The organism is Massilia frigida, from assembly GCF_011682175.1.
In the GTDB taxonomy this organism is placed as follows: domain Bacteria; phylum Pseudomonadota; class Gammaproteobacteria; order Burkholderiales; family Burkholderiaceae_D; genus Telluria_A; species Telluria_A frigida.
The window spans coordinates 1-2,728 of the sequence record NZ_WHJG01000097.1 but is presented as its reverse complement, the minus strand read 5'-3'; the positions used below and the strand labels follow the sequence as shown (position 1 = coordinate 2,728).

Sequence of the window (2,728 nt, the reverse complement as noted above, 5' to 3'; positions counted from 1 at the left end):
TGCCGATCGGCGCAGCGCTGCCAGGGCGCGCCATCTACCTGCTCGATGCCGACATGAACCCGGTGCCGGTCGGGGCGGCGGGCGAGTTGTGCATCGGCGGCGAGCTGCTGGCGCGCGGCTACCATGGCCGTCCTGACCTGAGCGGGGAGCGCTTCGTTCCCGATCCGTTCGGCGCGCCCGGAGCGCGCATGTACCGCACTGGCGACCTGGCGCGCTGGAAGCCGGACGGCGTGATCGATTACCTGGGCCGGATCGACCACCAGGTCAAGATTCGTGGCTTCCGTATCGAGCTGCCGGAAATCGAGGCGTGCCTGCTCGGCCACCCCGCCGTGCGCGAGGCGCTTATCCTGGTGCGCGAAGACCGCCCCGGGGACAAGCGCCTGGTGGCCTACCTGACCGCGCACGGCGATGCGCCGGCCAGCGACACCCTGCGCCGCCACATCGCGGCGCAACTGCCCGACTACATGGTGCCATCGGCGTTCGTGCCGCTGGCCACCATGCCGATGAACCCGAACGGCAAGCTGGATCGCAAGGCCTTGCCGGCGCCGGTGTATGGCGCCGACAGCGAGCAGGCCGCGCCGCGCAATGCCTCCGAGGCCGCGCTTGTGCGCATCTGGTGCGAGGTGCTCGGCGTCGAACAGGCCGGCATCCACGACAATTTCTTCATGCTGGGCGGGCACTCGCTGCTGGCCACGCGCCTGGTGTCGCGCATCCGCGCCGAACTGCGGTGCGAGCTGCCGGTGCGGGCGCTGTTCGAGGCGCCGACGATTGCGCAGCTGGCCGAACGCGTGCTGCCGGCATCCGCAGCCGATCTGGCGCCGATTCCGGCCGTGCCGCGCGATGGCGCGCTGCCGCTGTCGTTCGCGCAGCAGCGCCTGTGGTTCCTGCACCAGCTCGAACCGCACAGCGCGGCCTACAACATGCCGGCCGCGATCCGCCTGGACGGCGATCTCGATGTGGCCGCCCTCAAGCAGTCGTTCGAGGCCATCGTCGCGCGTCACGAAACCCTGCGTACGACGTTCAGGGAAGAGGGCGGAGAAGCGGTGCAGGTCATTGCAGCGCGAGGCGATATCCCGATGGCGCTGGTCGATCTGTCGGGCGTGCCTGCCGCACAGCGCGAGACCGAAGCGATGCGCCTCGCGCAAGACGAAGCGGCCACGCCGTTCGATCTGCTGGCCGGTCCCCTGCTGCGACTGACACTGCTCAAGCTCGACCCCGCCCGGCACATTCTGCTGGCGAGCATGCACCATATCGTGTCGGACGGCTGGTCGATGTCCATCCTGACGCGCGAATTGAGCGCTTGCTATGCGGCCGCGCTGCAAGGCGCCACAGCGGCGCTGCTTCCCTTGAGCGTCCAGTATGGCGATTTCGCCAGCTGGCAGCGCATGCAGTTGGCGGGCGACGGCATGGCCGCGCAACTCGACTACTGGCGTACGCAGCTCGGCAGCGAGCACCCGGTGCTTGAGCTTCCGGCCGACCGTGCACGCCCGTCCGTACAAAGCGGCCGTGGCGCCCGTCACCGCTTCACGCTCGATGCCGGCTTGGTCGAGCCGCTGCGCGCGCTGTGCCACGAACAGGGGGCAAGCACGTTCATGGCCTTGCTCGCGGTCTTCCAGATCCTGCTTGCGCGCCTTTCCGGCCAGAGCGATATCCGGGTCGGTACGCCAATCGCCAATCGCCAGCGCGTCGAACTGGAAGGCTTGATCGGCTTTTTCGTCAACACGCAGGTGCTGCGCGCCGCATACGACGGCAAGCTGACGTTCGCGCACATGCTTGGCCGCGTCAAGGAGGCGGCGCTGGGCGCGCAGACCCACCAGGATTTGCCGTTCGAGCAGCTGGTGGAGGCAGTTCAGCCGGAACGCAGCCTGTCGCATGCGCCCCTGTTCCAGGTGATGTTCAACCTGATACAGTCCGACGCCGCCGCGCTGCCGGATCTGGCCGGCCTTGAGGTTCGCCCTTTGATCCGCAACGACAGCGTGACCCAGTTCGACCTGACGCTCGATATCGTTGCGCGCGATTCGGTCTTCGACGCGAGCTTCACCTACAGTACCGATCTGTTCGACGCCGCCACGATTGCACGTTTCGCCGATTATTACAGGAACTTGCTCGCTGCGGTTCTCGCCAGCCGGCAGACGCGTATCGGCCAGTTGCCGATGCTCGGCGCGGCTGAATTTCAGCGCGTGACGCGCGAGTGGAGCGTCGAAGCCGAACGCCACGCCGCCACTGCGCCGGTACACCAGCTGTTCGAGGCGCAGGCCGCTGCCACGCCCGACGCGATTGCGCTGGTATTCGACGAAACGGCGTTCAGCTACGCCGAGCTCAATGCGCGGGCGAACCGCGTCGCGCACCACCTGATCGGCGCGGGCGCCGGTGCCGACGCGCGCGTCGGCATCCGCATGCAACGCGCGCCGGCCATGGTCATCGCCATCCTCGCCACGCTCAAGGCCGGCGCGGCCTACGTCCCGCTCGACCCGAACTATCCGCAGGAGCGCCTCGCCTACATGGCCGACGATGCCGGCGTCGCGCTGCTGCTTGAGACGCTGCCCGACTGCGGCGGCCAGCCATCGCACAATCCCGGCGTGACGGTGCATCGCCAGCAGCTGGCCTACGTGATGTATACCTCCGGCTCGACCGGCAAGCCGAAGGGCGTTGGCATCACCCACGACGCCCTGGCGCGCCACACACGGGTCGCGCGCGATTTCTTCCGCCTCGACGCCGGCGAGCGCAT

At 68.4% G+C, this 2,728-nt stretch carries 1 protein-coding gene; it reads left to right on the top strand.

What is annotated here, in order from left to right:
- A partial coding sequence (locus F2P44_RS33995) for a condensation domain-containing protein (protein WP_167094463.1) occupies nucleotides 1-2,728 on the top strand: 2,728 nt, incomplete at both ends.